The sequence below is a fragment of the Streptococcus cristatus genome, from assembly GCF_019685515.1.
In the GTDB taxonomy this organism is placed as follows: Bacteria; Bacillota; Bacilli; order Lactobacillales; family Streptococcaceae; genus Streptococcus.
Genome location: NZ_JABFFN010000001.1, coordinates 1,125,099 through 1,151,537 on the forward strand (window position 1 = coordinate 1,125,099; position 26,439 = coordinate 1,151,537).

The 26,439-nt window shown below is 40.2% G+C and carries 27 protein-coding genes and 1 other annotated feature; of the genes, 2 read left to right on the forward strand and 25 right to left on the reverse strand.

All coding sequences use genetic code 11. The features are described from left to right. Nucleotides 1-10: 10 nt before the first annotated feature. A complete protein-coding gene (gene rpsP / locus FOA33_RS05400; RefSeq protein ID WP_000268760.1) occupies nucleotides 11-283 on the reverse strand; it encodes a 30S ribosomal protein S16 in 273 nt (90 codons plus the stop codon). 215 nt (nucleotides 284-498) lie between these two features. On the opposite strand from rpsP, the gene FOA33_RS05405 reads away from it, so the two are divergent. Next, on the forward strand, nucleotides 499-1,302 hold the full coding sequence (locus FOA33_RS05405; RefSeq protein ID WP_221160895.1) for a peptidylprolyl isomerase: 804 nt from the start codon (nucleotides 499-501) through the stop codon (nucleotides 1,300-1,302). A gap of 56 nt (nucleotides 1,303-1,358) precedes the next feature. On the opposite strand, the gene FOA33_RS05410 is transcribed toward FOA33_RS05405, so the two are convergent. The 7 genes from FOA33_RS05410 to FOA33_RS05440 form a co-directional block, all read right to left on the reverse strand. Beyond that, nucleotides 1,359-2,900, reverse strand: coding sequence for an ABC-F family ATP-binding cassette domain-containing protein (locus tag FOA33_RS05410; RefSeq protein WP_221160896.1), 1,542 nt, complete (start codon nucleotides 2,898-2,900; stop codon nucleotides 1,359-1,361). 1 nt (nucleotide 2,901) lies between these two features. Then, nucleotides 2,902-3,381 (reverse strand): VanZ family protein, encoded by a 480-nt coding sequence (locus FOA33_RS05415; protein ID WP_221160897.1) that lies wholly within the window; start codon nucleotides 3,379-3,381, stop codon nucleotides 2,902-2,904. 1 nt (nucleotide 3,382) lies between these two features. Beyond that, nucleotides 3,383-4,468, reverse strand: coding sequence for a dual-specificity RNA methyltransferase RlmN (gene rlmN, locus FOA33_RS05420; protein ID WP_221160898.1), 1,086 nt, complete (start codon nucleotides 4,466-4,468; stop codon nucleotides 3,383-3,385). Nucleotides 4,469-4,488: 20 nt separating this feature from the next. Then, nucleotides 4,489-5,019, reverse strand: coding sequence for a YutD family protein (locus FOA33_RS05425; RefSeq protein WP_221160899.1), 531 nt, complete (start codon nucleotides 5,017-5,019; stop codon nucleotides 4,489-4,491). A 155-nt stretch (nucleotides 5,020-5,174) separates the two neighbouring features. Continuing rightward, entirely contained in the window at nucleotides 5,175-5,780 is a 606-nt protein-coding gene (gene sodA / locus FOA33_RS05430) for a superoxide dismutase SodA (protein ID WP_000974733.1), read from the reverse strand. Nucleotides 5,781-6,106: 326 nt separating this feature from the next. Next, a complete protein-coding gene (holA, locus tag FOA33_RS05435) occupies nucleotides 6,107-7,144 on the reverse strand; it encodes a DNA polymerase III subunit delta (RefSeq protein WP_221160900.1) in 1,038 nt (345 codons plus the stop codon). 32 nt (nucleotides 7,145-7,176) lie between these two features. After that, on the reverse strand, nucleotides 7,177-8,112 hold the full coding sequence (locus FOA33_RS05440) for a dihydroorotate oxidase (protein WP_221160901.1): 936 nt from the start codon (nucleotides 8,110-8,112) through the stop codon (nucleotides 7,177-7,179). A 227-nt stretch (nucleotides 8,113-8,339) separates the two neighbouring features. Between FOA33_RS05440 and gdhA the strand changes: the two genes are divergently transcribed. Further along, entirely contained in the window at nucleotides 8,340-9,686 is a 1,347-nt protein-coding gene (gene gdhA, locus FOA33_RS05445; RefSeq protein WP_221160902.1) for an NADP-specific glutamate dehydrogenase, read from the forward strand. A gap of 96 nt (nucleotides 9,687-9,782) precedes the next feature. On the opposite strand, the gene FOA33_RS05450 is transcribed toward gdhA, so the two are convergent. The 17 genes from FOA33_RS05450 to mecA form a co-directional block, all read right to left on the reverse strand. After that, complete coding sequence (locus FOA33_RS05450) at nucleotides 9,783-10,427, reverse strand: TetR/AcrR family transcriptional regulator (protein ID WP_221160903.1); 645 nt, start codon at nucleotides 10,425-10,427, stop codon at nucleotides 9,783-9,785. Between the two features lie 16 nt (nucleotides 10,428-10,443). Further along, nucleotides 10,444-11,448, reverse strand: a complete 1,005-nt coding sequence (locus FOA33_RS05455; RefSeq protein WP_221160904.1) for an NADP-dependent oxidoreductase — start codon at nucleotides 11,446-11,448, stop codon at nucleotides 10,444-10,446. Between the two features lie 210 nt (nucleotides 11,449-11,658). Further along, nucleotides 11,659-12,027: an EXLDI protein gene (locus FOA33_RS05460; protein ID WP_221160905.1), complete on the reverse strand. Its 369-nt coding sequence runs from the start codon at nucleotides 12,025-12,027 to the stop codon at nucleotides 11,659-11,661. Between the two features lie 62 nt (nucleotides 12,028-12,089). Next, nucleotides 12,090-12,992: a DUF2268 domain-containing putative Zn-dependent protease gene (locus tag FOA33_RS05465; RefSeq protein ID WP_221160906.1), complete on the reverse strand. Its 903-nt coding sequence runs from the start codon at nucleotides 12,990-12,992 to the stop codon at nucleotides 12,090-12,092. Nucleotides 12,993-13,188: 196 nt separating this feature from the next. After that, the gene (locus FOA33_RS05470; protein WP_213988043.1) at nucleotides 13,189-13,644 is read right to left on the reverse strand and encodes a hypothetical protein; all 456 of its coding nucleotides are present in this window, start codon (nucleotides 13,642-13,644) and stop codon (nucleotides 13,189-13,191) included. Further along, nucleotides 13,645-14,286, reverse strand: coding sequence for a hypothetical protein (locus tag FOA33_RS05475; protein WP_213988044.1), 642 nt, complete (start codon nucleotides 14,284-14,286; stop codon nucleotides 13,645-13,647). Continuing rightward, nucleotides 14,283-14,570: a hypothetical protein gene (locus FOA33_RS05480; protein ID WP_213988045.1), complete on the reverse strand. Its 288-nt coding sequence runs from the start codon at nucleotides 14,568-14,570 to the stop codon at nucleotides 14,283-14,285. Before FOA33_RS05480 ends, FOA33_RS05475 begins: the two co-directional genes overlap by 4 nt. Nucleotides 14,571-14,878: 308 nt before the next feature. Next, complete coding sequence (locus FOA33_RS05485; protein ID WP_221160907.1) at nucleotides 14,879-15,904, reverse strand: SPFH domain-containing protein; 1,026 nt, start codon at nucleotides 15,902-15,904, stop codon at nucleotides 14,879-14,881. Nucleotides 15,905-16,112: 208 nt separating this feature from the next. Next, nucleotides 16,113-16,481, reverse strand: a complete 369-nt coding sequence (gene rplL / locus FOA33_RS05490) for a 50S ribosomal protein L7/L12 (RefSeq protein WP_001196962.1) — start codon at nucleotides 16,479-16,481, stop codon at nucleotides 16,113-16,115. Between the two features lie 72 nt (nucleotides 16,482-16,553). Beyond that, on the reverse strand, nucleotides 16,554-17,054 hold the full coding sequence (gene rplJ / locus FOA33_RS05495; RefSeq protein ID WP_001287266.1) for a 50S ribosomal protein L10: 501 nt from the start codon (nucleotides 17,052-17,054) through the stop codon (nucleotides 16,554-16,556). Nucleotides 17,055-17,092: 38 nt separating this feature from the next. Next, nucleotides 17,093-17,228 (reverse strand) — a sequence feature (ribosomal protein L10 leader region). A gap of 61 nt (nucleotides 17,229-17,289) precedes the next feature. Continuing rightward, entirely contained in the window at nucleotides 17,290-18,549 is a 1,260-nt protein-coding gene (locus FOA33_RS05500; RefSeq protein WP_221160908.1) for a TRZ/ATZ family protein, read from the reverse strand. Between the two features lie 97 nt (nucleotides 18,550-18,646). Beyond that, a complete protein-coding gene (locus tag FOA33_RS05505) occupies nucleotides 18,647-20,395 on the reverse strand; it encodes an ABC transporter ATP-binding protein (protein ID WP_221160909.1) in 1,749 nt (582 codons plus the stop codon). 1 nt (nucleotide 20,396) lies between these two features. Next, entirely contained in the window at nucleotides 20,397-22,121 is a 1,725-nt protein-coding gene (locus tag FOA33_RS05510) for an ABC transporter ATP-binding protein (RefSeq protein ID WP_221160910.1), read from the reverse strand. A gap of 59 nt (nucleotides 22,122-22,180) precedes the next feature. Continuing rightward, nucleotides 22,181-23,119 carry a peptide-methionine (R)-S-oxide reductase MsrB gene (gene msrB, locus FOA33_RS05515; RefSeq protein WP_000818185.1) on the reverse strand — a complete coding sequence of 313 codons (939 nt, stop codon included), beginning with the start codon at nucleotides 23,117-23,119 and terminating at the stop codon, nucleotides 22,181-22,183. A 250-nt stretch (nucleotides 23,120-23,369) separates the two neighbouring features. Continuing rightward, nucleotides 23,370-24,239 carry a homoserine kinase gene (thrB, locus tag FOA33_RS05520; protein ID WP_221160911.1) on the reverse strand — a complete coding sequence of 290 codons (870 nt, stop codon included), beginning with the start codon at nucleotides 24,237-24,239 and terminating at the stop codon, nucleotides 23,370-23,372. Between the two features lies 1 nt (nucleotide 24,240). Next, the gene (locus tag FOA33_RS05525) at nucleotides 24,241-25,527 is read right to left on the reverse strand and encodes a homoserine dehydrogenase (RefSeq protein WP_221160912.1); all 1,287 of its coding nucleotides are present in this window, start codon (nucleotides 25,525-25,527) and stop codon (nucleotides 24,241-24,243) included. A gap of 148 nt (nucleotides 25,528-25,675) precedes the next feature. Beyond that, nucleotides 25,676-26,416 carry an adaptor protein MecA gene (gene mecA, locus FOA33_RS05530; RefSeq protein ID WP_221160913.1) on the reverse strand — a complete coding sequence of 247 codons (741 nt, stop codon included), beginning with the start codon at nucleotides 26,414-26,416 and terminating at the stop codon, nucleotides 25,676-25,678. Nucleotides 26,417-26,439: the final 23 nt, after the last annotated feature.

Sequence of the window (26,439 nt, forward strand, 5' to 3'; positions counted from 1 at the left end):
TACTTTAAACTTATTTTGAGAATTTAGAATCGTGGAATTTTTTCAATACGCCTTCTTTTGAAAGGATGTTGCGAACTGTATCTGAAGGTTGAGCTCCATCAGCCAACCATGCAAGAACGCGGTCTTCTTTCAAAGTTACTTGGTTTTCAGCAACAAGTGGGTTGTAAGTTCCAACTGTTTCGATAAAACGTCCGTCACGTGGTGAACGTGAATCTGCTACGTTGATACGATAGAAAGGTTTTTTCTTAGAACCCATACGAGTCAAACGGATTTTAACTGCCATTTTTAAAGTCTCTTTTCTTATTTTTTTATTTCGGTGAAATAGCTGAGCTATTTAGCACATGTTCTATTATAGCAGATTTCTGACAGGTGTCAAGAAAAAAACTTGACAGAGTTTGGATTTTTTAACTACTAGAAATTTTTAGTAAAATCTTTTACATTTGAATTCCCCTTCCTTTTAAGGTACAATGATAGAAATGAATTTTTGAGAGGAAAACAATGAAAAAACTAGCAACCCTTCTTTTACTATCAACTGTTGCCCTTGCTGGATGTACTAGTATCCAACGTAGTCTTCGTGGTGATGACTATGTCGACTCTAGTATCTCAGCTGAAGAAAGTTCTAAAGCAGCTGCTCAGGCCGCCAAAGATTTGAACGATGCTCTGACCAATGAAAATGCTAACTTCCCTCAACTTTCTAAAGAAGTTGCTGAGGATGAAGCTGAAGTCATTCTCCACACAAGTCGGGGTGATATACGCATCAAACTCTTCCCTAAACTCGCTCCTCTAGCAGTTGAAAACTTTCTCACTCATGCCAAAGAAGGCTACTATAATGGCATCACCTTCCACCGTGTCATCGATGGCTTTATGGTCCAAACTGGAGATCCTAAGGGAGATGGTACAGGTGGCCAATCTATCTGGCATGATAAAGATAAAACGAAGGACAAGGGAACTGGTTTCAAAAATGAAATCTCTCCTTACCTATACAATATCCGAGGAGCTCTTGCTATGGCTAATACTGGTCAACCAAACACCAATGGTAGCCAGTTCTTCATCAACCAAAACTCTACAGATACCTCTGCTAAACTCCCTACAAGCAAGTATCCAAAGAAGATCATCGAAGCCTATAAAGAGGGTGGAAATCCTAGTCTAGATGGTAAACACCCAGTCTTTGGTCAAGTGATTGACGGTATGGATGTTGTGGATAAGATTGCTAAAGCTGAAAAAGATGAGAAAGACAAACCAACGTCTGCTATCACCATTGATAGTATCGAAGTGGTGAAAGACTACGATTTTAAATCCTAAATAACCTAAAAAATACAGTATCCGCATTCGATACTGTATTTCTTTTTTCCTCATTTTTAAGTTAGCTTGTTAAAGTCCCAGATTTGGTCCATCCAACCTTCATAAAAGTCTGGTTCGTGGCAGACCATAAGGATAGATCCCTTGTATTCTTTAAGCGCCCGTTTGAGTTCTTCCTTGGCATCTACATCCAAGTGGTTGGTCGGCTCGTCAAGTACCAAAACGTTGTTTTCACGATTCATCAAGAGACAGAAACGAACCTTGGCTTGTTCCCCACCTGACAAGACCTGAATCTGACTTTCAATGTGCTTGGTCGTCAAACCACAACGAGCAAGGGCTGCACGAACTTCTGCCTGATTGAGTGCAGGAAAGGCATTCCAGACAGCTTCAAGAGGTGTTTGGCGATTTCCACCTTCTACTTCCTGTTCAAAGTAACCAAGTTCTAGGTAGTCGCCTCGTTCAACTTCCCCAGCGATTGGTGGAATAATTCCCAAGAGAGACTTCAAGAGGGTTGTTTTCCCGATACCATTTGCACCGATAATAGCAACCTTTTGATTGCGTTCAAAAGTGAGATTTAAGGGCTTGGTAAGAGGACGGTCATAACCAATCTGCAAGTCCTTGGCTTGGAAGATAAAGCGCCCTGGCGTACGAGCTGGTTTGAAATCAAAGGACGGCTTTGGTTTCTCGCTTTGGAGTTCAATGATATCCATCTTATCAAGTTTCTTTTGACGGGACATGGCCATATTACGCGTTGCAACACGCGCTTTGTTTCGAGCCACGAAATCCTTGAGGTCTGCAATCTCTTTCTGTTGACGTTCATAGGCCGCTTCCAACTGAGATTTCTTCATGGCATAGACTTCTTGGAACTGGTAGTAGTCACCAGAGTAACGCGTCAACTGTTGATTTTCCACATGGTAAACGATATTGATCACGTCGTTGAGGAAAGGAATATCATGCGAAATAAGGATAAAGGCATTCTCATAGTTTTGGAGATAACGCTTGAGCCAGTCAATATGCTCAGCATCCAAATAGTTGGTTGGCTCGTCAAGCAGCAAAATATCTGGTTTTTCAAGGAGGAGTTTAGCCAAAAGCACCTTGGTTCTTTGTCCACCTGATAAGGCTGTTACATCTGTATCCATGCCATAGTCCATGACACCGAGAGCACGCGCCACTTCATCAATCTTAGCATCCAAAGTATAGAAGTCACGACTCTCCAAACGGTCTTGTAGTTCGCCAACTTCTTCCATGAGCGCGTCGATATCCGCTCCGTCTTCAGCCATTTCCATATAGAGGTCATTGATACGAGCTTCTGCTTTAAATAGCTCATCAAAGGCTGTCCGCAAGACATCACGCACAGTTTGACCTTCCTTTAGCACAGCATGCTGGTCCAGATAGCCAGCAGTCACATACTTAGACCACTCCACCTTTCCTTCATCTGGCAACATCTTACCAGTCACGATGCTCATAAAGGTTGATTTCCCCTCACCATTGGCACCGACTAAACCGATGTGTTCACCCTTGAGGAGACGGAAAGACACATCTTCAAAAATTGCACGGTCACCAAAACCGTGACTCAGATTTTTAACTTCTAAAATACTCATTCTAATTCCTTATCTTGTTTTTATGCAATCCTTTATAGAGGAGCCAAGCCAGATAGCCTCCCAAGGTGTTGGTCCACAAATCATCAATCTCAAAGACGCGATTAAAATCAAAGAAAAAGTCTAAGACCAGTTGCGTACACTCAATTCCCAGACTCAGTAAAAAACTGAGAAGGAGGATTTTTTTCGTTTGCCGCAAGTTTGGACAGAGATAGATCAGTTGAAAGACCAGAGGGAAAAGCAAGAAAACATTTAAAATGTTCTGCAAAAAGATCCAAATGACTTGTCCCAAACTGGTCACTTCACCCAGATTCCAAAGGGAGTTTAAGGGAGTTAAAAGAAAAACCAGGTGTCCAAAAGTTTGAATACCTGGAGTTTCCACTCCTGTAGGAAGTTTAGGCTGGGGAGTGAAGCAAAAACAGACAATGCATAGGCTATAAACAGCCACTCCCAATCTTAAGATTAATTCTCTTTTTTTAGTCATTTTATGGATTTACCGCTGCGACTGCCTTCTGGCGGTCACGTTTCATTGTATTGGAGCGCAACTGCCCACAAGCTGCATCAATATCTGTACCATGTTCCTGACGAACAACACAGTTGACCCCTTTTTTCTTGAGGGTATCGTAGAAGGCCATCACGCGCTCTTTAGGACTACGGCTATATTGGTCGTGTTCACTAACTGGGTTATAGGGAATCAAGTTTACATAAGACAATTTCTTGATATTTTTGAGCAATTCCGCCAATTCCAAGGCTTGTTCAACACCGTCGTTGACTTCATTGAGCATGATGTATTCAAAGGTCACACGGCGATTAGTTGTTTCGATATAGTACTCAATAGCAGCAAAGAGTTTTTCAATTGGAAAGGCACGGTTAACCTTCATGATGCTTGAACGCAATTCATTATTGGGTGCGTGAAGGGAAACAGCCAGATTAACCTGTACGCCTTCATTGGCAAAGTCACGAATTTTGTGAGCCAAACCTGAGGTAGAAACAGTGATGTGACGAGCACCGATTGCCATCCCCTTGTCATCATTTATGGTACGGACGAAATTCAAAACATTGTTGTAGTTATCAAATGGTTCACCAATTCCCATGACAACAATATGGCTGACACGTTCATCCTGACCACGCTCATCAAAGTATTTCTGAACTAGCATGATTTGCGCTACGATTTCCCCATTATTGAGGTCACGTTGCTTCTTAATCAAACCTGATGCACAGAAGGTACAACCAATATTACAGCCAACCTGAGTGGTCACACAGACTGACAACCCGTAGTGTTGACGCATGAGTACTGTCTCAATCAACATGCCATCTGGCAACTCGAAAAGATACTTAACGGTACCGTCAGCTGACTCTTGTACGATGCGTTGTTTCAATGGATTGACAACAAACTGCTCATTGAGCTTGGAAATCAAATCCTTGGAAAGGTTGGTCATTTCTTCAAATGACTGGACACGTTTACGGTAGAGCCATTCCCAGATTTGATCTGCTCGGAATTTCTTTTCTCCCTGTTCTAATACCCATTCTTGCATGGTTTGACGTGTTAAACTATAAATAGACGGTTTCATCTCTTCTCCTTATTCTCTATCTATTTCTGACGAATGACAAAATGACGCTGTCCCTTGTCCTCTTTCTGAGACTTTTGGTCCTTATGACGACGTCTATTTCTCTTATCCGCATTTGGTTTTCTCTTATTTTGCGAAGGTTTCTTGCCTCTTCTAGGAAGGTTTTCCTCTTCCTTTTTACGCATTTTCTTGTCAAATGAAGCCCTTTTCGGTGCTTGATTTTCTAGGACAAAATAAGCACAACCATAACTACAGTACTCCAAAAGATAGTCCTGTAAACGACTGATTTTTTCAAGTTTTTCTTCTGTTCGATCATCCTTATAAAAACCTCGTAGGCGAAGCTGTTCGTTGCTCCAGTCTCCCACGATATAATCAAACTTGGTTAAGACTTCTGAAAAACGCTGATTGAAAGCCGTCACATCAAAGGCATCCTTGATATTTTCCACCAAGGAAAAAGCTATCCCTTCCGTTTCAACCTTGTCCCCATGTAAATGGAACTCAGGACCAGGAAACTTGTTATAGTTGTATAATTCAGGTGCAATTTCTTTTCGCATAGATATCCTTTTTCACGATTACTTAATACTTTATTCTACCATAATTTCTAGCAGTTAGCACGTTTCTCATAAAAATGAAAAAAGTCTGACGATTTTGTCAGACAAAAATAATATAACCTTAAAAAGAGAAGAACAATTCTTCCCTCCAACTATCATTATTTAGCAGCTGCGTACAATTCATCTACTTTGTTCCAGTTGATCACTGAGAAGAAAGCTTTGATATAGTCAGGACGCACGTTGCGGTATTTCACATAGTAAGCATGTTCCCAAACGTCCAAGCCCAAGATTGGTTTTTTACCTTCTGAGATTGGTGTGTCTTGGTTTGCTGTTGAAGTCACTTCAAGTTTACCTTCTTTGTTGACAACCAACCATGCCCATCCTGAACCGAAACGAGTTGTTGCTGCTGCAGTGAAGGCTGCTTGGAATTCTTCAAATGAACCAAATGTTGCATCGATTGCTGCTGCAAGTTCTGCTGATGGAGCTGTTTTCTCAGGAGTCATCAATTCCCAGAAAAGAGCGTGGTTCAAGTGTCCGCCACCGTTGTTGATAAGCGCTTGACGGATATCAGCTGGGATAGATTCTACATCAGCAAGCAAGGCTTCAAGGTCTTCACCGATTTCAGGGTGTTTTTCTAGAGCTGCATTAGCATTGTTGACATAAGTTTGATGGTGTTTGTCATGGTGCAAGTGCATTGTTTCCGCATCGATGTATGGTTCCAAAGCGTCGTATGCATATGGAAGATCTGGTAAGATAATAGCCATCTGTAATACCTCTTTTTCTTTCTATATGAAAATGATAACGCAAACATTCACTTTTTTCAAGTTTTTTGCTTATAGATGAAGAAATCACTGAAATACTTTCTAATAATACTCTTCAAAAATCTCTTCAAACCGCGTCAACGTCGCCTTGGCGTACGTATGGTTACTGACTTCGTCAGTTCTATCCACAACCTCAAAACAGTGCTTTGAGCAACCTGCGGCTAGTTTCCTAGTTGGCCTCTTTGATTTTCATTTAGTATAAAATAAGCAAATCAGCAAGAAACCCACGACAAGATAATCTTGACACGGGTTTTAGTTTCAAAAAAATGTCAATTGACCTGACTAGCAATCTGCAGGAGTGCCTTTTCAAAAAGGAAACCTTTTTCATAAAGACCTGTTTTAATCTGATAGTCTGTCTCAATCAAATAAGAAATAGCTTGCTTCAAAAAGCTCAAAGAAAGTCCTCGTGAATCCCTCAGCGCAAACTTGATTTGATAGGGATTAGGATTGCGTCCGAGAAAACTTCCTAGACTACTTGCAATCTGAGATTCTGTTTGCCCAGACTCCGACAAAATCTTCACCTGGGTAAAAGTCCGAAATTGTCCTAACATGACAGCTATGAGCTTAATTTCGTCTTCCCCTTGCAAGGTCAAGTCTCTAACCAAATCGCGCGCCTGGTCCATCTTTTTAGTCAGAATAAACTGAGTTAAATCAAAAATATTGTCCTGCAAGGTCTTGGGAATAGCATTGACAATATCCTCTTCCTCGATAACAGAGTCTTCCTTATAGGACTGTAAAAAGAGGAGATTTTTCTGGACTTCGCTAAATTGAAAACCCGACTTGACGAGAAGATTTTCAAAAGAATGATTGGCAAACTGCAGACCTTGTTTCCGGCTCCACTTTTGGAAATACTGGCGCAATTCTTGTTCTTTGGCTTCTACTGCATCAAAGACCTTGGCATCCCGCTTAAGTAATTTAACCAACCGCCTTTTGCTATCCAGTTTTCCTTCTGCAAAGATTAACAACTTGGTTGTTGGTGAAGGATTGTCAAGGTATTCCTCAAATGACTTGAGCTCATCATCTGTTAAAAAGCGTTTCTTGGCTGTTGTGATATCGACAAAATGATCCAATATCACGATTTTCTCATCCGCAAAGAAAGGAAGGCTGACCAACTCCAGTTCCACATCCTTATAGACCACTTCTTTCATATCAAAGTAGGCAAAGTTGAGGTCGGCAGAATCATAACCAATCTGTTTCAATACTTGACTCTTCATCACTTCAAACTGACCCTGGTCTGTCCCTGTAAAAAGGCTCAGGTTCGGTAGATTTGCTAGAGTCAGTTTTTGACTTTCTTCAATAGCTAGCATCTTCTCTCCTTTCTTCTGATTTTTTAATAAATTTAATCAATATAGCGCAATTTCCCACGGAAATCTTCTAGGCTTTCGTACCCTTTTTCCGCCATGATTGCTTTCAGTTCATTGGTAATGCGGTCAAAAGCACTGACGCCTTCTTTGTGAAGTGTGGTTCCCACCTGCACCATACTTGCTCCACAGAGGATATGTTCAAAGGCATCACGACCAGTCAAAACGCCACCTGTTCCGATGATTTGGATTTGAGGATTGAGACGTTGGTAGAAGGCATGAACATTCGCTAGAGCAGTTGGTTTAATATACTCCCCACCAATGCCCCCAAAACCATTTTTAGGACGGATAACGACAGACTCATCTTCTATATAAAGGCCGTTTCCGATAGAGTTGACGCAGTTGACAAACTTAAGAGGATACTTATTGAAAATAGCTGCTGCTTGGTCAAAGTGAACAATGTCAAAATATGGTGGCAATTTAATCCCAAGAGGTTTGGTAAAGTAGGCAAATACTTCTTCCAAGATACGGTCTGTTGTCTCAAAATCATAGGCAATCTGTGGCTTCCCTGGAACATTTGGACAAGAGAGATTGAGTTCTGTTAGTCCTTTAAACTCACTCTCTTGGACTTTTTTCAAAATGGTATGAGTTTCTTCTGGAGACATGCCAACTAAAGATAGGAAGAAAGTACGGTTTGGCTCTTTTTCCTGCAAGTCCAAAAGATAGTCCAGATAGTAGTCTAATCCATTATTTGGCAAACCCATAGAGTTGATAGAACCAAGTGGAACATCCTGGTAACGTGGCTCAGGATTGCCCTGACGAAAGTCCAAGGTCGCAGTCTTTGTGACAAATGTTCCTGCTGCTGAGTTTTTGACCCCTTCTAGTTCCTCTATCGTCATACAAGCCACACCCGCTGCATTCATCAAGCAATTATCAAACTCAAAACCAGCAATTTGTGTTTTCGTTGATACCATGATTCTGATCCTCCAGATTCCATTTATTTCTAATATTATACCATACTTTCAAATTTTCTCTTTGAGAAAGTTATTTTTGCAAAAAACGTTCGTTTTTTACTGTCAAAAAAATAGTTTATTGTAAATTGAAAGAATTTTTAGAAAATTTTCGTTTTTTTCTTTACACTCAAAAAAAATTCTGCTATAATGGCTCACGTAATAAAATATAACAACAAAAGGAGAACGATATGACATCTGCTAAAGACTATATCCAAAGCGTGTTTGCAACTGTAAAAGCTCGTAATGGGCATGAGGCTGAATTTCTCCAGGCGGTTGAAGAATTCTTCAGCACTTTGGAACCTGTATTTGAAAAACACCCTGAGTATATCGAAGAAAATATCTTGGCACGTATCACTGAGCCTGAGCGCGTGATTTCTTTCCGAGTTCCTTGGGTTGACCGTGATGGAAAAGTCCAAGTCAACCGTGGCTACCGTGTTCAATTCAACTCAGCTGTTGGACCATATAAAGGCGGACTTCGTTTCCACCCAACTGTAAACCAAGGAATTTTGAAATTCCTCGGATTCGAACAAATCTTTAAAAACGTCTTGACTGGACTTCCAATCGGTGGAGGTAAAGGGGGATCAGACTTCGATCCTAAAGGCAAAACTGATGCTGAAGTGATGCGCTTCTGCCAAAGCTTCATGACTGAATTGCAAAAATACATCGGACCATCACTTGACGTCCCAGCCGGCGATATCGGTGTTGGTGGACGTGAGATTGGTTACCTTTACGGACAATACAAACGTCTTAACCAATTCGACGCTGGTGTCTTGACTGGTAAACCTCTTGGATTCGGTGGTAGCTTGATTCGCCCAGAAGCAACTGGTTACGGTTTGGTTTACTACACTGAAGAAATGCTCAAAGCTAACGGTAACAGCTTTGCTGGTAAAAAAGTAGTTATTTCAGGTTCTGGTAACGTTGCTCAATACGCTCTTCAAAAAGCGACTGAACTTGGCGCAACAGTCATCTCTGTATCTGACTCAAATGGTTATGTCATTGACGAAAATGGTATCGACTTCGACCTTCTAGCAGATGTGAAGAATAACCGTCGTGCACGTTTGACTGAATACGCTGCTGAAAAAGCCACTGCTACTTACCATGAAGGTTCTGTCTGGACTTACGCTGGAAACTACGATATCGCTCTTCCATGTGCAACTCAAAACGAAATCAATGGTGACGCAGCTAAACGTTTGGTTGCTCAAGGAGTTATCTGCGTATCAGAAGGTGCTAACATGCCTAGTGACCTTGATGCGATTAAAGTCTACAAAGAAAACGGAATCCTTTACGGACCTGCCAAAGCTGCCAACGCTGGTGGTGTAGCTGTATCAGCACTTGAAATGAGCCAAAACAGCCTTCGCCTCTCATGGACCCGTGAAGAAGTTGATGGACGTCTCAAAGACATCATGACCAACATCTTCAACACAGCTAAAACAACCGCTGAAACTTACGGTCTTGGTACTGACTACCTTGCAGGAGCAAATATCGCTGCCTTTGAAAATGTAGCAAACGCTATGATTGCACAAGGTATTGTTTAAAATTCATTTGCTCAATCCTCAATCGCTCTGATTGGGGATTTTTATGTCGGCTTCAAAAAAGCTCACTATTTAAAATAGTAAGCTTAAAATCAAGATTTATTTTACTTCTACTAAGGCAAAAGATAGGCATTCAACAATTTCATTTACTGCTTCATCTATGTTCACATATTCCTTATCATTCAACATCATTGGAAGAACATAAGAAAGGCTCAAGGCTAGAATATAGCGAACAATTCTTTCATTTGACCAATCTCGGATAACACCATTTTCTTTAAACTGATTCAGAACTGGACTAATTGGCTTAATGATAGAGTGAACAATAACATTCCCTAACTGGTCAGAAATAGTTTTATCAATAAAAGAACGACTCAAGAGAATTTTAACTTGCATTTGATTCTCCTGAATGAAAACTAGTCTATCGCGAACAATACTTCTTAAAAATAGTGGAAAAGACTCTTGGTTTGCTGTAAATTTCTTTTCAGAAAAATCAGCAATTACATCTGGAATAACCTGTTCGAGAAAAGTTGACAGAATAGCCTCTAAGATGCCTTCCTTGGTCTTAAAGTAACTAAAAACGGTCCCTTCTGAAACTCCAGCCTCCTTAGCAATAAGACTGGCTGTTGTATTTTCAAAACCAATTTCTGAAAATAACTTTAGACTTGATAACAATACTTGACGTTGTTTTAAACTCAAGTTGCTATTTTCTAATGTCTGAGCATACTTTTCTTCTAAACTTTCCATTGCTGGCACCTCTCTGCTACTCTCTTACTTTTACAACCTTCTTACCTCGAGTATGTCCCGACTTCAGACTACGATATGCCTCTCTAACTGACTTTAGAGAAAAATCATAAACCTGGTCAATATTCAGCCGAACCTTCCCATCTGAGACCATTTCCGCTAGAACTTTAAAATCATCATATGTGGAATGTCTCGGACCCGTGAACTGAGCTCCTCTTATCATAACATATGGTGAAGGTACTAGCGTTCCAATAGCCGTGCCCTTCAATCCTAAACTGAAAGCCAATTTAACATAATCACTTCCATAGCAATCCAAGAATTTTGTAATTGGCTTTGCACTTGCTGATAGAAGAGCATTCTGGATGTTTCCTTCGTAAGCTACTGGTATGGCACCTAAGGACTTTAGATAATCTGAATTTTTCTTACTCGCAATTCCAATAACTGTCGCACCTTTAGCAACCGCATACTGTACTGCGATACTTCCAATACCTCCTGCTGCTGCTGAAATAACTACAACATCTTTAGAGTTTAACTCAATCTTTCTAAAAGCACCTCCCACTGTTAGAGAGGCTACACCCATAGTAGCTGCATGGTTCATATCAATCATATCTGGTTTCGATACGATTTCCGATTCATTGACACAAATTTCTGTTGCCAAAGCTCCCCTCTTGGTCCCCAATCCAGGGTCACTGATCATTGTTCCAAAAACCTTATCCCCTACTGCAAATCGACTTACTCCTTCACCAACTTCTGTGATAACTCCAGCAAAATCCCGACCAACACCTCTTGGAAAAAGAGATGATTTTGACTCAAACCAACGACTTGGCTTCCTTAGTTTTGTCATAAAAGATAGAAATCGGAGTGGTTTTGCACCTTCAAAAGTCTTATAATCAATAGGATTTAAACCAACTGCATAAACTTCTATCCTCACTTGATTCACTTTCAAAACATCAGATTTAATGTTCACTAAATCTAACACTTCTTCATCACCGAAACGACTATATTGTATTGCTTGAACAACCATTGTATGAACTCCTTTACACATCTACAAAATTGAGTGAGCACTCAATCACCTTTCTTGATTATATGCTTATTTCCCATAGATGTCAACTATACTGTTTCCTCAGCTTCTAACAAAAGCTGTTCATGATAAAAATAGATTTATTTTCCCTTTTGAAAGATTATCAAACTATAACTCAAAGAAATCCGACTGCTTATCAAAGCAACCGGATTTTTATATATCTAATTTTTCAAAAAATTTGCCTGCAGACTGCTTTTCTTTTAGATTCTCAAGCAGCTCATTCTCCAGAAAAGAACTTAGTTCGTCAAAATCTTGACAAACCTTAAAAACAGTCTCTCTATCTACATGGCCAAAAGTTAGTTCATAATAGTCCTTATGATGATGCCAGTTCTGGTCATAGTTGATATCTGTCCGTTGATAGTAAACAATGTTTTGTTTCGGTGTCAGGTAAATCTTCTGCGTCAGAATGCTTTTCTGATCTTTGGACAATTTACTGCGACTAAAAATCTTAACACCTTGAAAAATCTTGCACTCATGGATACCTTGATTTGTGACTTTTAATTCAACTCTTTTATAGTGCATATAGTCACCTCCAAAAATTACTTTCATTATATCAGACTCTGGCAGATTTTCAAGCAAAAGTGTCATTTCCAAAAGTCTTTTGTCTCTGCTAAAATCTCTTCTGTCGGTGTTACTGTGGCCTCAATAATGCTCTTGCCAGTCTTTTTCAGATAAGCTTGTATCAGATGATAACCATAAGCATAGCCCGCAGCATAAGGCATTCCAACTGGTATCTGACCCTGTATCTCAGCAATTTCATCACCGTAAAGATAAGGAGCCATTTCCGCCATCCCTGTTAGCTGAAGCTGACTTGAGATGATGGGCTTAATCTCTTCTAACTGCTCTGGACTGGTTGAAGTAACCCAAGATCCAATGAGATCTTTGCCATAGAGCTCAGCAGCAAAAGACTCTGCCAATCCTTCACTGACTACCCAGTCTGCTAGTGTCGTCTGCTGGTTCCATTTGATAAATTGGAAGCGGACATTATGATTGCACTCGTGGGCCAGAGCCGCTTGCACACGTGGCAAAGTATAGTCATTCGGTAGCAGACTAAGCATGAGGTAACCTGGAATTCCACCATCTCCGCTATAACCCTTATTGAGCTGTAACATGGCCTTTTCAGAGTTGCCCAATAAAATAGTAAAATGGTAATCCTCAACCTCTAAATCATAGCCAGCTTGCTCAAAAAGACCAATACTCCTCTTGATGGTATCTTGACAATTTTGCCAGAGTTGATCAGAGCTCAGAGCGTCGATAGCTGGTCTATCCTTTTCTGAGAGAGTTGCGGGCAACTGATTCATAAAGCCAAGCAGGAACAAAGCATCAAATCCTCCGGGATACTTGGCTTTTAGAGGAATGTGTTGCATTTGATATTTTGTTGCAAAAGGTGCTAATATTTTAGCTCGAAAGCACCCTTCTCTCTTTTCTAAAGGAAGCTCGAGCATCTCTTGATAAACTTTATCTGAACGAATCATATTAATTTTCATTGTAATCTCCTTTCTTATCTATTATTAGTATAATCCCTTACCTAAGGTTAGAGTCAAGAAGAAAATCGAATTTCTATCAAGATTCTAGTAACTGTTAGAAAAAAGCACCCTAGAACTTTCGTATCAGACTATAATTTCAAGTAGGTTTACCCATTTAGAACAGAAAAAAGATAACATCATTTCGATTATCCTAAAATCAAGAAACTATAAAAGTTTTACCGCAAGTTGCACAGGTCAATTCAGTTCCAATTACTCCATCTGTTGGCTTATGACAAGTAGGACAATAAACACGTTTTGCTGATAGTCGATAAGATAACTCATCTCGTAATTCTTTCCCCTTAATTTCAATAACATCCTCTTCTTGTTCTTCAAACTTAAGGACTGTTATCAAAGCTTTGTCATATTGTTTCATCCGTGGCTGTTTTAAAAATAAAAAAGCAGATAGAATCAAAAATAGGAAAAATAAAACAAACAAAATTGTAACTATTAAAAGCCACATAAAGTAGAAATCGTGAAGTAATCCTTCTTTTTTTCCTAATAACCATCTTATTTCCTTATCTATGGACTGATAAAATTTCAATCCCGAAATAATACATATGAAAGATACTACAGGATAAACAACCTTGGAAATAATTAAACGATAGCGTCTCATTTATATTTCCTTTCTAGATAACCATGCACCACAATAATCACATGATTTACCTTGCCCTAGGTCAAGCAGATTCTCACCACTACATGATGGACAAATAACAGGATAGGTATTTTTGTTAATCTGGTGCTTTTCAAATAAAGTGAATAATGCTTGTATTTGATTTCGTTTCTTGACTTCTTCTTGTCTCTTAGACTCACAATAAGTCATCACCAAAATTGAAATCACACTAAGCAAATACCAAGGAACTAAAAGAAATAAAAATCGGACCGACCATTCCCTAGATTTTTCAAATTCAAAAAACGATGATAAAATGATTAAAACAAGTATTTGAAGTAAATTCTTCTGTTTTAATTTCTTCAAGGAAAAGGAATCTTTAATTGTTTCTCGAAATAAATATAAAATAATTAAAGCAACTAGCACAAAGGTAACATTTTGAAATGATAAAAATAAAAAACTGATCACAATAGGAATGCCCACAAACTTTGCCAAAATTATAAAATCAAGATTTTTCAATATAAAGATAGTTGGTCCATCATCTATAGAAAAGATAGCAAGTGATAAAACTACAAAACAGAGTATTACTATATTCGAAATTAACCAATGAAAGCCTTTTTCCCAATTATTCTTAATATACTGCTTCACCTATCTTCTCCTCTAGTTGCTATATACTCTCTATAAAGAGCTTTCCCATTATATATCTCATCCAAAGCTTTGACTTTAATTTTTATATTTTCTAAAACACCAAAGCTATAAAATGCAAAGGAAGACAAAAAGAAACCTGATAAAGAAAAAATAATAGGTGTCACTATTGAGAAAATCGGCTCACCATGTTCTAGAAATAGAGTCACGGTCCATAGTGAAATAAAAAATGTTGCACTTGTTAATCCCATAAAAAGTATACTTAATAAACGAAATACTTGGTACATCCAAAATATCCTCCTGTCATAGAACTTGTCTAAGTAAATCCCTTACTTTCTTAAAAACTTTCCAAGTACTTTTCATAGTTCTTTGTATCTATTCATACATTTTCATACTTGGAATTACATAATTTGAATGATCTAAAGATACAAACAAAGAAACCTTAGTTTTCAGATTTCTAAGAAAAAGGGAAATTCTGGTAATCCCAGACTTCCCAAATAAAATCAAAAATAAATGTGAAAATATAAAAAACCAAAAGTTAAAGATAGTATCCAACCTAGATTGGTATAAAAATTATTTTCTCCTAAGGTTCGAACTATCTTTCATTACCACAATTAGAACAGAAATTTGCACCTTCCAAAAAAGCAGTTCCACATTGGCTACAAAAATTAGCTAAGCCTGTTTCGCCTTTGAGATCAGTTTGATGCTGAGAATTCCTATCTTCAATCTGATCCACCAAATTGCCGAATTTAGCTCCTAAACCAAGTCCCATGGCGATTTTCATGCCTGTTCCCATTAGATTCCCTGTAGAATCATTATTTTTAGCTGCCTCTTCTAAAATATCAAATTGTCTCTCTTCTTGATACGTATATTCTTCAATATCTCGACTAGCCTGCTTGCTTTTGGCTTCTAAAATTTGCTTGTGGAATTTAAAGATTTCTCTATATCCATTGCTATTCTGATTTACCTTTAAAGCCTCAATGTTAAATTCCTCAATACTAATTCCATACTTAGCAAAATGGCTAGATAAAATTTCTGACAAACCAACAGCTATATCAAAACTGTGCATCTCAATATCAATAATTGGAATCTTATAGTTATATATTACTTGTGAAATAGCCGAACTAATCAGTCCACTGGCGGTTTGTCTAAATCGGTTTTGTAAAATAGCAGCTGTTATAACATCAGGGTGACTTGGCATAAATTCTAGTATAAAAGCTTCCAAATTTACAATTCGAGGAATGAAATTCCCATGTATTTTCAATTCAACAGGAATATCACTTTCTGGATCTCGAATAATTATAGGAGAAGAAGTTCCCCATCCAATCGGTTGTAAATCATACATGTTTACAAACCACAAAAATGATGAGTCAGATGAAATACTTCCACTTAGAAAACTTTTTATTCCTGAAACTACTTGAATATCATATCCTTCAATCTTATGTTTACCAGCATCATAAGTAGTTACTGCTCTTCCATTTGAAAACAATACAGCACACTGTCTAGGGTTTACAATTACAGTTGTTCCTATCTTGATATTCGTTTTAGGATGTCTCCAAGCAAGTATATTCCTTGTATCTTCACCTTCATAACGAATAACATCAAACAAATTTAATGCCATCTTTTCTCCTTTTTTAATAAAAATTATAAATTAAAAAATCAATCTTCCCTAACTATATTACTATTATATAACCCCTTTATTGAAAAGGCAACTCATATTTATAAATTATTGTCTCTGGACAAAACTTCAAATAGAAAATATAGAAAAACCGCTACTCCTAAGAATAGCGGTTTAATCATGTTTTTAAGCTACTAAAGTAGTCGCTCTATTATTTAAGAGTAACTGAAGCTCCAGCTTCTTCCAATTTAGCTTTGATTTCTTCAGCTTCTGCAGTTGGAACGCCTTCTTTGATGACGCCTGGTGCACCATCAACAAGTTCTTTAGCTTCTTTAAGTCCAAGACCAGTGATTTCACGTACAGCTTTGATAACGCCAACTTTTTTGTCACCAGCAGCTGTCAATTCAACGTCAAATGAATCTTTAGCAGCACCAGCGTCAGCAGCACCAGCTGCAGCTACAGCTACAGGAGCAGCTGCAGTTACACCAAATTCTTCTTCGATAGCTTTTACAAGGTCGTTCAATTCAAGGATTGAAGCTTCTTTAATTTCAGCAATAATGTTTTCAATGTTCAATGCCATTGTTATTTCCTCCAAATAAGTTTTTAATTATAATAGTTTTTTCGTAGCTAGGCTACGCTGCGTAGCTTAAGATTAAGCTGCGTCTTCTTTGTTGTCTGCAACCGCTTTGACTGCAAGAGCAACGTTGCGCACTGGCGCTTGAAGTACAGAAAGGAGCATAGAAAGAAGTCCTTCGCGATTTGGAAGAGTTGCAAGAGCAACGATTTCTTCTTTAGATGCGACAGCGCCTTCAATTGCACCACCTTTGATTTCAAGTGCTTCAGCGTTTTTAGCAAAGTCGTTCAAGATTTTCGCTGGTGCGATAACATCTTCATTAGAAAATGCTACGGCAGATGGTCCAACAAATACTGATGCAAGATCTTCAAGACCAGCCTTTTCAGCTGCACGACGCAAGATTGAGTTTTTAATAACTTTATACTCAACTTCGCTTCCACGAAGCTCACGACGAAGAACTGTATCTTGATCAACTGTCAAACCACGAGCGTCTACAACGACGATAGATGCAGCAGCTTTCATTTTTTCAGCTACTACGTCAACTAGTTCCGCTTTTTTAGCAATAATTGCTTCACTCATTAGTGTGTTCACCTCCGTAATTATTTTGCTTGGGGAATTTTTTCAAAAGAAAAACGCGCCCAAACCTAGACACGAAAGTACAATACGCTTCTTTTTACATGATACGTTTTGTCCTCGGTAGGATCTTTATGAGTCGAGCTCCCCTACTGTCTTAGGCAGTTTTTTCAAACCGTATATAAGTATAGCATAGACAAAAAAAGAATGCAAGATTTTTGCAAACTTTTTTTGAAATTTTTTAAATCTCTACCGTCAAAACTTTGCCTTGCTTAACCACCTGTTCTCCTGCAATATAAACATCGTCAACATCACTGGATTTGACTGCATAAACGAGGTGAGATAACATATTTTTCTGAGGTTGTAGATGGATTTTTCCTTGTGGTTGAATGACCAGAAAATCTGCCTGTTTGCCGACTTCTAGGCTTCCTATCTGCTTTTCCATTCCAAGGACCTTGGCACCTTCTATCGTCAGAGCTTTGAGGGCTGTTTCGATTGGAAACTGGCTGGCATCTCCACTCTTCATTTTCTGAAGAAGGGCTGCTGTCCGTCCTTCCTCAAACATATCTAGATTGTTATTAGAAGCAACCGAATCTGTCGCAATTCCCACAGCCACTCCTGCTTTTTGAAGTTGAATGATTGGAGCAATTCCTGAGGCCAGTTTGAGATTACTGATAGGGTTGTGGGCAATAGCCACTTGAGAGGATGCCAAGCGTTCAATTTCTCGCTCGTTTAATTCTACCCCGTGAGCAAAGACAGACGGATGGTCTAAGTAACCCAGTTCTTCAAGAAAAGCAAGGGGGCGTTTGCCATAGCGTTTCAGGATAATTCCTGATTCCTCCTTGGTCTCCGCCACATGGATATGGATAGAAATGTCCAGCTCTTTTGCCATATCTAAGCTCGCTTCCAGCAAATCTTTACTACAACTATACGGAGAGTGTGGAGCTGCCATAACCTTGAAATTTGGATTTTCATATCCTAAAATTTCCTCTATGATGGCTCGTGTTCTGCTTATGGTCTCAGCTGTTGTTTCAGCTTCTGAAGAAAAGAGGGTCGGTGAGAAATAACAACGCATCTTGGAAGCCTTAACTGCCTGATAAATTCTCTCAATATCCACACCATTGGGATTATACATATCGTTGAAGGTTGTTGTTCCTGACTGGAGCATTTCTGTCAGAGCTTCTTTGACCGCCTTGGTAGTCATGTCGGGAGTAAATCCTGCTTCTGCTGGCCAGATATAGTCATTGAGCCATTCATGGAGATTGCTATCATCCCGAATCCCTCGCAAACCTGTCATAGCAGAATGGGTATGGCAATTGACCAAACCAGGCATAATCCAGGCTCCCTGATAGTCTATAATCTGCTCAGCTTGCTCTAAAATCTCTGGCTTCTCTTGACCAACATAGACGATTTGAGAATCCTTAACGGCTAAGATACCATCCAGATAAACATGGAAATCTTGGTCACAAGTCACGATATTTACATGCTGATAGACTTTCATTGTTTTCTCCTTCTAAGACCCTGATTTTTCTAGCTATTGTAACAAAAAAGTCACCCGAAGGCAACTTTTTTTCCATAATATTGCAAAATAGAAAGGATTATTCAGAGCTAAAAGCTGAAGCTTTTTGCATTTGGTAATACTTGCCCTTTCTAGCCATGAGGTCCTGATGGTTACCATGCTCAACAATGTCACCATCTACCAAGACGAGAATCAAATCCGCATCCTGAATAGTTGACAAACGGTGAGCAATGATAAAGCTTGTGCGCCCTTTCATGAGTTTGGCAAAGGCATCCTGAACTAGCACTTCTGTCCGTGTATCGATGGAAGAAGTCGCCTCGTCTAAGATGAGAATCTTGGGAATAGCTAGAAAGACTCGAGCGATGGTCAAGAGCTGGGCTTGGCCGACAGATAGTGATTCTCCTGCATTTTCCAACTTAGTATCGTATCCCTGTGGCAACTGTTGGATGAAAAAGTCTGCATTGGCTGCTTTAGCAGCAGCAATCACCTGCTCCCGACTGGCTTCAGGATTTCCAAAGGCAATATTGTCATGAATAGTTCCTTGCTTGAGCCAGGTTTCTTGGAGCACCATCCCAAACTGCTGTCTCAATGACGCTCGGGTATAGTTGTAAATGGAATGACCATCTAACAAGATATCTCCCGAGTTAATAGGATAAAAACGCATGAGGAGATTGATAAGAGTTGATTTTCCGGCACCTGTCGGACCAACGATGGCTACCTTGCTACCAGCTGGGATATCGATAGACAAGTCCTTAATCAAGATCTTCTCAGGATGGTAACCAAAAGAAACATGTTTAAAGGAAATAGCTCCCTTGACTTGGTCACTGGTCAAGATTTCCTTACCTGTTTCAGCAACCTCAGGACTTTCTAAGACAGCATAGACGCGCTCTGCACAAGCGAGAGCACTTTGCAACTCAGCTAGAACTGAAGAAATATCGTTAAAGGGCTTGGTGTACTGTTGGACATAGTTCAAAAAAGTCACTAAACGACCGATGGTCAAGGTGGAACCCATCATGATACGATAAGCTCCTACTCCAGCTAAAAGCGCGTAAATGAGTGCATTGACAAAACGAGTCGAAGGATTGACCGTTGATGAATAAAAGATGGCTGACTGAGAATAGCCTGCGTAGTTGGCATTCGCCTCATGCAGTCTTTGGATAAACTCTGTCTGAGCATTGAAAGACTGGATAATAGTTTGCTGGCTAAGAGACTCTTCAATCAATTGAGTCTGAATTCCTCTCGTCTCTGTTTGCTTCTGGAAGAGATGATAGGAGCGTTTGGCAATAAAGCGTGAAATCACCATGGACAGGGGTGTCAACAGCAAGACCAAGAGGGTCATGAGAAGGTGAATTTGGAGCATGGCTAGAATACTAACCAAAATCATCAAAACACCAATGAAAAATTGATTGAAAATCATGGTTAAGCCGGCTGCCAGCTGTTCTATGTCTGTGGTCACACGACTAACCATCTCTCCACTGCCCTGTCGATCCACAAAAGCAATCGGTAAACGATGGAGCTTATGAATGATTCGCTTTCGCAAGTCTCTGGTATAAGAGAAGATTAGACGATTATAGAGAAGGGGATTGATCCATTGCACCAGTGTATTTCCTATGACCACCAAGATCATCTGGAGAAAAATTTGCCAAAAAACTGGTGAAGAACCAGCCACTAGGACCTGGTCGATGACCTGACCAATCAGAATAGGTAGGTAAATTGATAAGCCAACTTGGACAATGGTTCCTAGAAAGGCTAGGAAAAGGAGGAAAGGATGGCTTGCTAAATCTTTTGCCAAACGTTTGAGCGTCTGGTTTGCAGTTTGTCGTCTCATATTAGTCCTCCTTTCCATGTTGGGATGCATTGATTTCGCGATAGACTTGGCTAGTCTTCATCAATTCCTCGTGCTTGCCAATAGCTAGTAGCTCACCTTTTTCCAAGAGGAGAATCTGGTCTGCCATCCGAAGTGTCGAAGTCCGTTGAGAAATCAAGATTAAACTTGTATTTGGCAAATTTTCTCGAATAGCTTTCAAGAGATTGGATTCGGTAATGGTGTCCAGTGCCGAGGTCGCATCATCTAGGATGAGAAATGGTGCTTGTCGCAAGACTGCTCGTGCGATAGACAGCCTTTGTTTTTGTCCACCTGAGAAATTTCGACCTCCTGCCTCAACTAGGGCATCCAAAAGTCCTTCCTTTTCACTGACAAAATCCTTAGCTTGCGCAATCTCCAAGGCCTGCCAGAGTTGCTGGTCAGATAGTTCTTGATTGAAACCCAAAGTCAAGTTGGAACGAATAGTTCCTTTAAAGAGCTCGACTTTTTGAGGTACATAGGCAATCCAAGACCGCCACTGCTCAAGATTACGAGGACTACATCCATCTCGATAAAGGTCAATGCTCCCCTTGTCTACTGGATAAAGTCCAAGTAAGACTTGCACCAAGCTTGATTTTCCAGAGCCCGTTCCCCCAATGATACCAAGGATTTGTCCTTGAGTCATATCAAAGGAAATGTTTCTCAGAGAAGGCTGGGCTGCATCAGGATAGGTAAAGGTTAATTCTTGAACTTGTAAAACCTGATTACTGGAAGCTTGCTTTTGTTCTAACTCCGAATGGATATCTTCTGGAGTCTCAGCAAAGACTTCCTCGATTCGCTTGGCTGAGATATAGGACTGGTTGAGGGAATTTATCAGCATGGCGAGCTTAACCAATTCCACCAAGACCTGCAAGAGATAGTTGATGAGGGCAATGAGAGCACCTTGGCTGAGTAAGCCTCCTTGAATTGAAATATAGCCCTGCCAGATGATGACGAGGAGGGTCCCATTGACAATCAGATAGGTTAGGGGTGTTAATAAACTAGACCAGAAACCTGTTTTTTCTTGCAATCTAGCATAGACTTGGTTAAGGGGTTGAAAAATCTGTAACTCTCGTTTTTCTTGTCCAAAAGCACGAATAACCCGCATGCCTTGTATTTGCTGGCGCGTTTCTTGAACCAGTTGATCCGTTTTCGTTCTAAGATTGCTGTAGAGAGGATTGACCAGACGAGAGAGCCCTACGATGACAATGGTCAAAATGACAACCATGACCAAGAACCAGAAAGTCAGCTCAGCTGAGATGCGATAGGCCATAAAAATAGCCCCAAAAACGATAATAGGCGCTCGCAAAAAGAGACGTAGGAATTGATTGATACCCGTCTGAATCTGGTAGGTATCTGAAGTCAAGCGGGTGACTAAGCTAGAAGTTGTCAAACGGTCTCTGCTGTCCTTGGGTAAAGAAAGAATATGACGATAGAGGTCGTTTGTCAATTCCTTGGCAAAACCTACCGCTGCCTTGGCTGAGTAAAACTGGGCTACCAAGGCTACGAAAACGCCAATCACTGCAAAGATAAGGAGTAGGCCAATCTGCATCCAGAGATGTCCTTGATTTCCCTGAGGTAATGATTGGTCAACAATCTCAGCAATCACCATGGGAACCAAGAGCTCAAAAACAGCTTCTAGTAACTTGAACAAGGGGGCTAAAATGGATTCTTTGATATAGGGTTTGAAGTAAGATAGTAAGTGTTTCATAAATCCCTTCTATTCTTATTCTGGAAATGAAGAAAGTGGGAAGCCCCACCCTCTCTGTTTTATTTGTTTAAGTAAGGTAATAGATAGCCATATCCTGCTTCTTCCATCTCATCCTTGGCTACAAAGCGCAAGGAGGCCGAATTGATACAGTAACGGAGGCCACCTAACTCACGAGGTCCATCTGTGAAAACATGACCCAAATGAGCATTGCCCGAACGAGAACGAACTTCGATTCGCTCCATTCCATGGCTCAGGTCCTTGAAGTAGTGAATCAATTCCTTGGAAATCGGACGGCTAAAGCTTGGCCAACCACATCCTGAGGCAAACTTATCCTTAGCGAAAAAGAGTGGCTCACCAGTCGTGATATCTACATAAATCCCTTCTTCAAAAGTTTGGTCATAGGCATTGGTAAATGGAGCCTCTGTAGCAGCTTCTTGGGTGACACGATAGGACTCTTCAGTTAAGCTTTCCTTTAACACCTCCTGACTAGGCTTTTCATAGTTAGAGGCATCAATCAATGGCTTATCAGCATCGGTCACATCGATATGACAGTAACCTGAAGGATTCTTCTTAAGATAGTCTTGGTGATAGTCTTCTGCCAGAATGTAGTGGCGAAGTTTCTCCACTTCTACTGCAATCTTTCGACCAAGCATGCGTTCTTGATCCTGCACCACTGTATAGATAGCTGGCAAGTCTGTTTCATCTTGGTAATAAATACCAGTACGATATTGGCGACCACGGTCATTCCCCTGCTGGTTAATAGACAAGGGATCAATAACACGGAAATAATAAAGTAAAATTTCTCTAAGTGACACTGCCTTCTCATCGTAAATCACTTGAACCGTTTCTGCATGGTCTGTTTCCTTGAGTAGCTGGTAATTGGTCGTTTCGACTTGCCCATTAGCGTAGCCGACACTGGTAGCTAGCACTCCCGAAATTCGGGAAAAATATTCCTCTAACCCCCAAAAACAACCACCTGCTAGATAAATTTCTGCCATCTTTATTTCTCCTTTATCAAGTTTTTAACTAATACTCTTCGAAAATCTCTTCAAACCACGTCAGCGTCGCCTTAACGTAGGTATGGTTACTGACTTCGTCAGTTTCATCTACAACCTCAAAACCATGTTTTGAGCAACCTGCGGCTAGCTCCTAGTTTGCTCTTTGATTTTCATTGAGTATAAACTTCTTTTCAAAAAAAGGATAGGAAGCCCTCTGGTCGAGAGTTTCCCCATCCTATCCTCTATTTCTTTACTTTGTTTCGACACGGACACCTTGGGTATCAACTTTCAAGTCATGCAGTTTGCCTTTGAAAGACTGCTTTTGCAATTCTGCCTTAATCGCTGGCATCTTGTCATGAGAAGCTAAGACCATAACTGTCGGCCCGGCACCAGAGAGGTAGGTCGCATAGGCACCATTCTCTTTAGATACTTGCTTAATCGTCGCAAATTCACGGACCAGACTTTGACGATAACGCTCATGGAAGAGGTCCCCTTCGATTGCTTGTCCAGCTGTCACCATATCTCCTGCCAACAAGGCCGCAACAGCCACATTGGCAATCGAACTAGCTGCAACAGCTTCCTTGTAGGATAACTTTTTAGGCAAAACACCACGGCTGTCTCGAGTACGCAATTCATAGTTAGGAATGTAAGCTAGAAAATCACACTCTGGGAAGTCTGCCACAATTGCTGAAACTTTCCCTTCAACAGAGCTTGCAATAACGAGATTACCATAGATAGCAGGAGCCACATTGTCAGGATGCCCTTCAATCTTGGTAGCCAGCTGCAATTTTTCATGGTCAGATAAGTTGAGCTTACCCAGTTGATTAGCTAGTTCAATTCCAGCAACAATGACAGAGCTAGAAGAACCCAAACCACGCGCCAAGGGAACATCACTGGTCATTTTCAGGCGTCTTGGTTGCAAGTCAGGAGCAATTTGTAAAGCAATCTTGAGTAAAAGGTTGCGCTCATCGTGCGGAATCCATTTGCCGATCTGATGTTCAATCAACCACTCATCCCGTTCTTCACAGACCTCAATTTGAAGATACTTGGTAACAGCTACACCGACCGAATCAAAACCTGGCCCGATATTGGCACTGGTTGCAGGTACAATAATCTTCATCCTATTCTCCTAACACCTTGAAGGTATTCAAGAGGTCAAATTCTGAGGCTTTGGCCAACTCAGCTGAAACATTCTCAAGTTGTGCTTTATTAATCTTATGAGTGATAATCACTACACGCGCCTTGTCACCCTCTTTGCCATCTTGGAGGATTTGCTTGAAGGAAATATCTTGAGCATTAAAGATTTCAGCCAATTTCAAGACCTGACCTTTTGAGTCTGGTGCCAAGATTGAGAAATAGTAGTTTGCTTTAACATCTTCTGGATTTGCCAAAACCAAGTCACGGCTATATTCGTTGAAGTCTTTACCGATGGTACCATCATTCAAGCGACGAACGATACGGACAATATCTGCTACAACACTTGTTGCAGTTGGTTTTTGACCCGCACCTGGTCCGTAGTACATAGATTCACCGATGCCAATAGATTCTACAAAAACAGCGTTCATTACCCCATTCACACTGGCAAGTGGATGTGCTTTAGGAAGGAAGGTTGGAGTTACTTCCGCAGCAATACCTGAAGGAGTTTCCTCGATAGAACCTACCAATTTCACTACATAGCCGAGGTTTTGGGCAACAGCTACGTCTTCTGGTGTGATGTTGCGGATTCCCTTGTGGGCTACATCGTCAAAGGAAACCTTCATGCCAAAGGCAAATTGGCTCAAAATCACCATCTTATAAGCTGCGTCAATCCCATCAACGTCATTTGTTGGGTCACTTTCTGCAAATCCAAGTCTTTGAGCTTCAGCCAAAGCATCATCGTAAGACCAGCCTTCTTCGACCATTTTGGTCATCATAAAGTTAGAAGTTCCGTTAACCACACCAAGGACACGAGTGATTTTGTCAGAAGCCAGCGAATTTGCCAAGGTACGAAGAATTGGAATCCCACCAGCAACTGCAGCCTCATAGTAGAGTGCCACATTGTGCTCCTTAGCGATTTCTAGCAATTCTGCGCCATGGACAGCCAAAAGATCCTTGTTAGCAGTAACAACGTGTTTCCCAGCTTCCAAGGCACGAGTGATAAAGGTCTTAGCAGGTTCGATACGTCCCATCAATTCCACTACAATGGTAACATCTTTGTCTGATAAAATATCCTCAACATTGGTTACAAAGTTAAAGTCATTCCCTGCTGCAAGCAAGCGATTCTTTTCATCTTCATCCTTGACCAATACCTTGGCTACTTCAATCTCTGAATGAGCTGACTGGATAATTTTTTCTCCGTTTTCCTTTAGGAGGAAAGGTACGCCACTTGCAACGGTACCAAATCCAAGTAAAGCAATTTTAACTGTCATGTTTGTCTCCTAGAAATTTTCTGATATAGCCATTATAACAGAATTTTGTGAAAATTCCTATCCAAGAAAACCACTATTTATAGATAGAAAAGAAAAAACGAATCATCTGATTCGCCTTTTCTGATAAGTAAAAATTGAATTCTAAAAACTATGAATTAATTTTTTGAAGACCGAACACAGCGTCGTGATTGATCAAGATGTGACCATACTCTTGTAAAACCGAACGACTGATATCACTGTCGTCAGCAAATTCACGCATACGAGCCAAGAGCCAGGCTGGATATGGACTAGGATGGTTTTCCACATCAACTAAGATTGTCAAATAATAGTGTCCATTCATCTTATAGAGTTCAGATGTTTCCATCTGGTAGTTAACCGTCTTTGCAAAAGCAACTAAGTCAGCAAGGCTTGCAAAGCGCAGGATATAGTAGATATAAGGTTCTTTCTTACTCTCAGTTTCCCTTTCTGTTTGCTCCAGCTCTTCTTCCTTAGCCTCGACTTGCTCTAGAGATTGAATAGCCTCTATATCATCCTTGGTTTTCTCTGCGATACTCTTTTCTAGTGTCTTGAGAAATTCATCTGGCGACATTTGGGCCAATTCTTCCATGTCAGGTAGGTCCGCCAAATCTTCAAAATCAAGGTTTTGGTCAATCTTAGACTTGGTCACAAAGACATCCACCTTATCTGGTTTTGGTGTTACACGAAAACTCAACATGCCACTATCCAAGAAATTGTCTGGCATTTCCAGTTCATCTAAAATAGCATAGAAAAACTCTTCAGTTTTTTCCTGAGGAACGAGAAAGTCTGCAATCTCCATTCCCCGATCCATCAAATCATCTAAAGTCATCGTGATTTTTAGTGTTGTATCACTAATTTGTTTCATCTTCATATCTAGTAACCTCATACTTTCAG

Bases quoted from the DNA above. Each gene is read 5' to 3' on its own strand.
- rpsP (WP_000268760.1), bottom strand. From the start codon at position 283: ATGGCAGTTAAAATCCGTTTGACTCGTATGGGTTCTAAGAAAAAACCT.
- FOA33_RS05405 (WP_221160895.1), top strand. From the start codon at position 499: ATGAAAAAACTAGCAACCCTTCTTTTACTATCAACTGTTGCCCTTGCT.
- FOA33_RS05410 (WP_221160896.1), bottom strand. From the start codon at position 2,900: ATGAGTATTTTAGAAGTTAAAAATCTGAGTCACGGTTTTGGTGACCGT.
- FOA33_RS05415 (WP_221160897.1), bottom strand. From the start codon at position 3,381: ATGACTAAAAAAAGAGAATTAATCTTAAGATTGGGAGTGGCTGTTTAT.
- rlmN (WP_221160898.1), bottom strand. From the start codon at position 4,468: ATGAAACCGTCTATTTATAGTTTAACACGTCAAACCATGCAAGAATGG.
- FOA33_RS05425 (WP_221160899.1), bottom strand. From the start codon at position 5,019: ATGCGAAAAGAAATTGCACCTGAATTATACAACTATAACAAGTTTCCT.
- sodA (WP_000974733.1), bottom strand. From the start codon at position 5,780: ATGGCTATTATCTTACCAGATCTTCCATATGCATACGACGCTTTGGAA.
- holA (WP_221160900.1), bottom strand. From the start codon at position 7,144: ATGCTAGCTATTGAAGAAAGTCAAAAACTGACTCTAGCAAATCTACCG.
- FOA33_RS05440 (WP_221160901.1), bottom strand. From the start codon at position 8,112: ATGGTATCAACGAAAACACAAATTGCTGGTTTTGAGTTTGATAATTGC.
- gdhA (WP_221160902.1), top strand. From the start codon at position 8,340: ATGACATCTGCTAAAGACTATATCCAAAGCGTGTTTGCAACTGTAAAA.
- FOA33_RS05450 (WP_221160903.1), bottom strand. From the start codon at position 10,427: ATGGAAAGTTTAGAAGAAAAGTATGCTCAGACATTAGAAAATAGCAAC.
- FOA33_RS05455 (WP_221160904.1), bottom strand. From the start codon at position 11,448: ATGGTTGTTCAAGCAATACAATATAGTCGTTTCGGTGATGAAGAAGTG.
- FOA33_RS05460 (WP_221160905.1), bottom strand. From the start codon at position 12,027: ATGCACTATAAAAGAGTTGAATTAAAAGTCACAAATCAAGGTATCCAT.
- FOA33_RS05465 (WP_221160906.1), bottom strand. From the start codon at position 12,992: ATGAAAATTAATATGATTCGTTCAGATAAAGTTTATCAAGAGATGCTC.
- FOA33_RS05470 (WP_213988043.1), bottom strand. From the start codon at position 13,644: ATGAGACGCTATCGTTTAATTATTTCCAAGGTTGTTTATCCTGTAGTA.
- FOA33_RS05480 (WP_213988045.1), bottom strand. From the start codon at position 14,570: ATGTACCAAGTATTTCGTTTATTAAGTATACTTTTTATGGGATTAACA.
- FOA33_RS05485 (WP_221160907.1), bottom strand. From the start codon at position 15,904: ATGGCATTAAATTTGTTTGATGTTATTCGTTATGAAGGTGAAGATACA.
- rplL (WP_001196962.1), bottom strand. From the start codon at position 16,481: ATGGCATTGAACATTGAAAACATTATTGCTGAAATTAAAGAAGCTTCA.
- rplJ (WP_001287266.1), bottom strand. From the start codon at position 17,054: ATGAGTGAAGCAATTATTGCTAAAAAAGCGGAACTAGTTGACGTAGTA.
- FOA33_RS05500 (WP_221160908.1), bottom strand. From the start codon at position 18,549: ATGAAAGTCTATCAGCATGTAAATATCGTGACTTGTGACCAAGATTTC.
- FOA33_RS05505 (WP_221160909.1), bottom strand. From the start codon at position 20,395: ATGAGACGACAAACTGCAAACCAGACGCTCAAACGTTTGGCAAAAGAT.
- FOA33_RS05510 (WP_221160910.1), bottom strand. From the start codon at position 22,121: ATGAAACACTTACTATCTTACTTCAAACCCTATATCAAAGAATCCATT.
- msrB (WP_000818185.1), bottom strand. From the start codon at position 23,119: ATGGCAGAAATTTATCTAGCAGGTGGTTGTTTTTGGGGGTTAGAGGAA.
- thrB (WP_221160911.1), bottom strand. From the start codon at position 24,239: ATGAAGATTATTGTACCTGCAACCAGTGCCAATATCGGGCCAGGTTTT.
- FOA33_RS05525 (WP_221160912.1), bottom strand. From the start codon at position 25,527: ATGACAGTTAAAATTGCTTTACTTGGATTTGGTACCGTTGCAAGTGGC.
- mecA (WP_221160913.1), bottom strand. From the start codon at position 26,416: ATGAAGATGAAACAAATTAGTGATACAACACTAAAAATCACGATGACT.